Annotated in this window: 7 protein-coding genes; 4 read left to right on the top strand and 3 right to left on the bottom strand. The window is 48.5% G+C overall.

Going from position 1 to position 4,893, the window contains the following annotated elements; translation table 11 throughout:
* A partial coding sequence (locus tag VIM87_RS02250; protein ID WP_331995395.1) for a lipopolysaccharide biosynthesis protein occupies positions 1-1,124 on the bottom strand: 1,124 nt, incomplete at its 3' end.
* A gap of 31 nt (positions 1,125-1,155) precedes the next feature.
* Positions 1,156-1,554, bottom strand: coding sequence for an alternative ribosome rescue aminoacyl-tRNA hydrolase ArfB (gene arfB, locus VIM87_RS02245; RefSeq protein ID WP_331995394.1), 399 nt, complete (start codon positions 1,552-1,554; stop codon positions 1,156-1,158).
* Positions 1,555-1,592: 38 nt separating this feature from the next.
* On the opposite strand from arfB, the gene dtd reads away from it, so the two are divergent.
* Positions 1,593-2,045 (top strand): D-aminoacyl-tRNA deacylase, encoded by a 453-nt coding sequence (gene dtd / locus VIM87_RS02240; RefSeq protein ID WP_331995393.1) that lies wholly within the window; start codon positions 1,593-1,595, stop codon positions 2,043-2,045.
* 24 nt (positions 2,046-2,069) lie between these two features.
* Here the strand turns inward: dtd and VIM87_RS02235 are convergent, their stop codons facing one another.
* The gene (locus VIM87_RS02235; protein WP_331995392.1) at positions 2,070-2,561 is read right to left on the bottom strand and encodes a hypothetical protein; all 492 of its coding nucleotides are present in this window, start codon (positions 2,559-2,561) and stop codon (positions 2,070-2,072) included.
* 76 nt (positions 2,562-2,637) lie between these two features.
* On the opposite strand from VIM87_RS02235, the gene VIM87_RS02230 reads away from it, so the two are divergent.
* From VIM87_RS02230 to VIM87_RS02220, 3 genes are all read left to right on the top strand, one after another.
* Positions 2,638-2,964, top strand: a complete 327-nt coding sequence (locus VIM87_RS02230) for a nucleotide pyrophosphohydrolase (RefSeq protein ID WP_331995391.1) — start codon at positions 2,638-2,640, stop codon at positions 2,962-2,964.
* Positions 2,965-3,040: 76 nt separating this feature from the next.
* Positions 3,041-3,967 carry a YihY/virulence factor BrkB family protein gene (locus VIM87_RS02225; protein ID WP_331995390.1) on the top strand — a complete coding sequence of 309 codons (927 nt, stop codon included), beginning with the start codon at positions 3,041-3,043 and terminating at the stop codon, positions 3,965-3,967.
* A 144-nt stretch (positions 3,968-4,111) separates the two neighbouring features.
* Positions 4,112-4,893, top strand: a 782-nt coding sequence (locus VIM87_RS02220) for a glycine--tRNA ligase (protein WP_331995389.1), incomplete at its 3' end; no start/stop codon positions are given.

Here is a 4,893-nt window from a genome sequence, read left to right as displayed (position 1 = left end):
TTGAACCAGATGGTAAGGTTATAATAAATACCCAGGAACATATTGGCCAGCAGCAACACCGGCACTATGCGCATACCCTGGTAGTAGAAGGGTTTGCGTAAAAATATCTTCCACACATTCAGGTACAGGCTTACAAACAGGAACATAAAGCAAAGCAGTATTACAAACAGCTTCATAATACGGGCATATACCCGTTGGGGATTTTCGCCTTCGGCCTGTTTAAAGAAATAAGGCTCTGCTCCTAACCGGAATGCCTGTATGAACATGGTAATGAGGATGGCCAGCTTGTAATTGGCGCTGTACAACCCTATGATCACCTTTTTAGCTTCCATATCATTACCCGGCAGGAATTGTGGCAGGAACCAGGCCCGGTCAAAGGTTTCATTTACCATACCGGCCATACCTACAATGATCAGCGGCAGCGCGTATTGTACCATCTGCTTCCACAGGGCGGCATCAAACTTCCACTCGATCTTTAAGATCTGGGGGAGGAACAACAATAAGGTTAAGCCGCTGCCCAGCATATTGCTCAGGTACACATACCCCAGCGGGTCTGCATTCACCTGCACATTGGGCGCCCAGTGGTGGCCTGCCTGGTAAAGCAGGGGGCACAGGTACAGGAAAAACACGTTAAAGAAAACAGTGGCCGCAATGCCGGCTATACGAATGGCCGCATAACGGATGGGCCGCCCCTCCAGCCGTAGCTGCGCAAAGGGAATAGCTGTTAGCGCATCAAACGCCATGATGAGTATTACATAATAGTAAAACCCGGGATGGGCCGTTAACCCCGCCAGGTTACCCGCATAGGAATGGGTTACCGGACCGCGTAATAAGAATAATATAAAGGTTACGCTTACCGTGGAGATGAGCAGGGAAATGGTTGCGCTGCTGAGCACCTGCTGCCGGTTATCCTTTTTGGCAAAGCGGAAAAAGGCCGTTTCCATCCCATAGGTAAGCACAATATTCATGAAGGGAATGTAGGCATACACGTTGTTCATCTCCCCAAAGTCGGCAGGGGACAGTATTCCCAGGTAAAAAGGCGTCAGGAAATAGTTGAGCAGCTTGCTCGCTATATTACTTAATCCGTAGTAAATGGTTTGTCCTGCCAGTGATTTAATGCTCAATGCCCTGAATTTTGATCAAAAGTAAGCGTTATTATTCCATCCCGCCCCGCCGCATCTGTTTTTTATCCGACAGGCGTTTTTTGAGCTGCAGCCGCTTTTCTATCATGGCTTTGCTAGGTTTGGATGCCTTTCGTTTTTTAGGAACAATTAAGGCCTTATGTACCAGCTCCTGCATTTTTTTAACTACCAGCTGTTTATTGGCCAGCTGGGTGCGGGCCTCCTGGGAGCGTACCTGCAGCACGCCTTCCGCATTAATACGGTTGGCCAGCTTTTCCTGTATTAAGGTTTTTTGTTCAGGGGTTAACAGGGCAGATTGCGTTACATTAAAATAACCTTCCACCATGGTTTCCACCTTGTTCACATTTTGTCCGCCCTTGCCGCCGCTGCGGGCGGTGCGGAAACTGATCTCACTGGAAATATCCGGTTGCATGTATGCAATTTATTAACTTCCGCACAAAATTATTGAATATGCGGGCAGTTATACAACGGGTAACACAGGCTTCTGTTACGGTAGATGGGAAAATTACCGGTGAAATAGGGCCGGGACTGCTGGTATTAGTGGGTATTGAGGATGCGGATGGCCAGGAAGACATTACCTGGCTGAGTAATAAAATAACAAACCTGCGCATTTTTGGCGATGAAGCCGGGGTCATGAACCTGTCCGTAAAAGAAACCGGCGGCGATATTTTGCTGGTAAGCCAGTTTACCCTGCATGCCAGCACTAAAAAAGGCAACCGCCCTTCGTATATACGCGCCAGTAAGCCGGATATTGCCATTCCCATGTATGAAAAAATGATTGCGCAGCTGGGGCAGGACCTGGGCAAACCCGTGCAAACCGGCATTTTCGGGGCTGATATGAAAGTAGCCCTGCTGAACGACGGGCCGGTGACCATTACCATAGATACCCAGGCAAGGGAGTAACCGGCCCTTCGTATATGCGTACCATTAAGGACAGGGAACTTTCACAAAAGGAACCGTATCAAACTTTATATTGGCCGGGTCTTTCTCAAAAACAGGTTCGCCCTGGTTATTAAAAGAAGCCGGTAAGCCTGCATACAGGCGCTCTCCATCCAGTTTAAACACCTCCTGGCGGGTGCTCATCATACCTTCGCTCATAAAGTGATATTGTACCCGGATGATGTTGCCCTGCACACTTCCTTTAATGTCTCCTTTATTGGAATCCTTTTCGTAACGGTGGTACTCCAGCTGCCCGCTAATGCTGTCGTTGGCTGCTTCCAGGTGCAGAAAGGCAGTATCTTTCCCTACCACCTGCGTAAAACATTGCAGCCCGGTGGCGAAAGGGCCGGTGCTGGCAGTTGTAGCCGTATCGCCTTGTGTAAGGGTGCTGTCACTGGTATGGTCCGTTGTAGTGCCGCTTTGCTGGCAGCTAACAGCCAGCATGGCGCCGGCTATTAATAAAAGGGAAAATGGTTTCATATGCATACAATAGGTTGCCGCTAATATAACGATATCCATGCCAATCCTTTATCTTTAAGGAAATAAAGCCATGAGCATGACCATACAGGAGGCCCAGGAAAAAATAGATCAATGGATCAATACCACTGGTGTGCGCTATTTCAGTGAGCTCACCAATATGGCCATTTTAACGGAAGAAGTAGGTGAGGTAGCCCGTATTATGGCCCGCCAGTATGGCGATCAATCCGCTAAAGAATCCGATAAAAAGAAAGACCTGGCCGATGAGCTGGCGGATGTGATGTGGGTGCTGCTTTGCATTGCCAACCAAACCGGCATTGATATGACGGTAGCCCTGGAAAAGAACTTTGATAAAAAGAACATCCGGGATGCTACCAGGCATCAGCAGAATGAAAAACTGAAATGATCCGCCAGGATCCTGAACATGGCTTACAGGTACGATTTTGGATCACCACATCCTGTCAGCCTGAAAAACTTTATATATGCAGCTCTCTACCCGGATAAAAGCTTACTGGACCATACTCAAACAAACCTTCAGCGATTTTATCGACGACAAAGTGCTGAAGCTAAGCGCCTCCCTGGCCTACTACACCATTTTCTCCGTAGCGCCCATGTTGATCGTGATCATCTTTTTCTGCGACCTGTTCCTGGGCCGGGACGCCATAGAAGGCACCCTGTACAGCCAGATCAAAGGGCTGGTGGGCAGTGAAGCCGCTATCCAGGTACAGCAAATGATCCGCAATGCCTCCCTTTCGCAGGATATGAGCTGGGCCACCATTGTAGGCTTTGTAACACTGTTCATTGGCGCCACTGGTGTGTTTGCAGAGATCCAGGATTCCATTAATACCATCTGGCGGCTAAAATCCAAGCCCAAAAAGGGTAAGGGCCTGGTGCGTATGATCATGAACCGCCTGCAGTCCTTTTCGCTGGTAATAAGCATGGGATTCATATTGCTGGTATCCCTGGTAGTGAATGGTATTATAGAGATCTTTAACAAGCACCTGGCCAACCTGTTCCCGCAGGTGGGCATGGTTGTTATATACCTGGTGAACTGGGCCATTACCTTTGCGGTGATCACCGCCCTGTTTGCCGTTATCTTTAAAGTATTGCCGGATGCCCGGATCCGCTGGCGCGATGTGATTGTGGGCTCTGTTGCCACAGCCATCCTGTTCATGCTGGGTAAATTTGCCATCGGGTTTTACCTGGGCGCCAGCAAGGTAGGCTCTACCTACGGAGCCGCCGGTTCCATTGTCATCATCCTCCTATGGGTATATTATTCGGCTGCCATCCTTTACTTTGGGGCAGAGTTTACCCGGGTATATGTACAGCATTTCGGGGCCCGCATTTACCCGAATGACTATGCCGTATGGATTAAGCAGGTGGAGGTGGAAGAGGAAACGATGAATTAATGTGCAGATCTGCTGATGTGCAAATATGCAAATGAATTCAGCAACTGGCTGGTCATCAATATATTAAAATAATTTTAATCCATCTGCACATCTGCATATCTGCACATTTGCACATTCTCACATTCCCCTTATCTTTGCGCCACTATGGCAACAGATCAGAACAAGTTCCAGGCGATCATATCGCATTGTAAAGAATACGGATTCGTTTTCCCATCCAGTGAAATATACGACGGGCTAAGCGCGGTATATGACTATGGTCAGTACGGCGCGGAGCTGAAAAAAAATATACGTGACTATTGGTGGAAGAGCATGACCCAGATGCATGAGAACATTGTGGGCATTGATGCCGCCATTTTCATGCACCCTACTACCTGGAAAGCCTCCGGCCACGTAGATAATTTCAGCGATCCCATGATCGATAACAAGGATAGCAAAAAACGCTACCGTGTAGATCACCTGCTGGAAGCGCATGCCGAAACCCTGACCCCGGAAGCCGGCGATGCCCTGTTGCAAAAAATGAACGACCTGCTGAAGGAGAACGACTACGCCGGCCTTAAACAGCTCATAGAATCCAACAATATAAAATGTACCGTAAGCGGCACCAATAACTGGACGGATGTACGCCAGTTCAACCTTATGTTCTCTACCCAGCTGGGTAGCGTAACAGACGAAGCCAGCGAAATATACCTGCGCCCGGAAACAGCCCAGGGTATTTTTGTGAACTTCCTGAACGTGCAAAAAACCGGCCGCATGAAAATCCCATTTGGTATTGCCCAGATAGGAAAGGCTTTCCGGAATGAGATCGTAGCCCGCCAGTTCATTTTCCGTATGCGCGAATTTGAGCAAATGGAAATGCAGTTCTTCATTCGCCCCGGCTCCCAGAAAGAATGGTATGCCTACTGGAAAGAGGAACGCATGAAATGGCA

It is taken from the genome of Chitinophaga sp. (assembly GCF_036569125.1).
GTDB lineage: Bacteria > Bacteroidota > Bacteroidia > Chitinophagales > Chitinophagaceae > Chitinophaga.
Note: the sequence above shows the minus strand (reverse complement) of the source record. Positions and strands in the feature narration are given on the sequence as shown.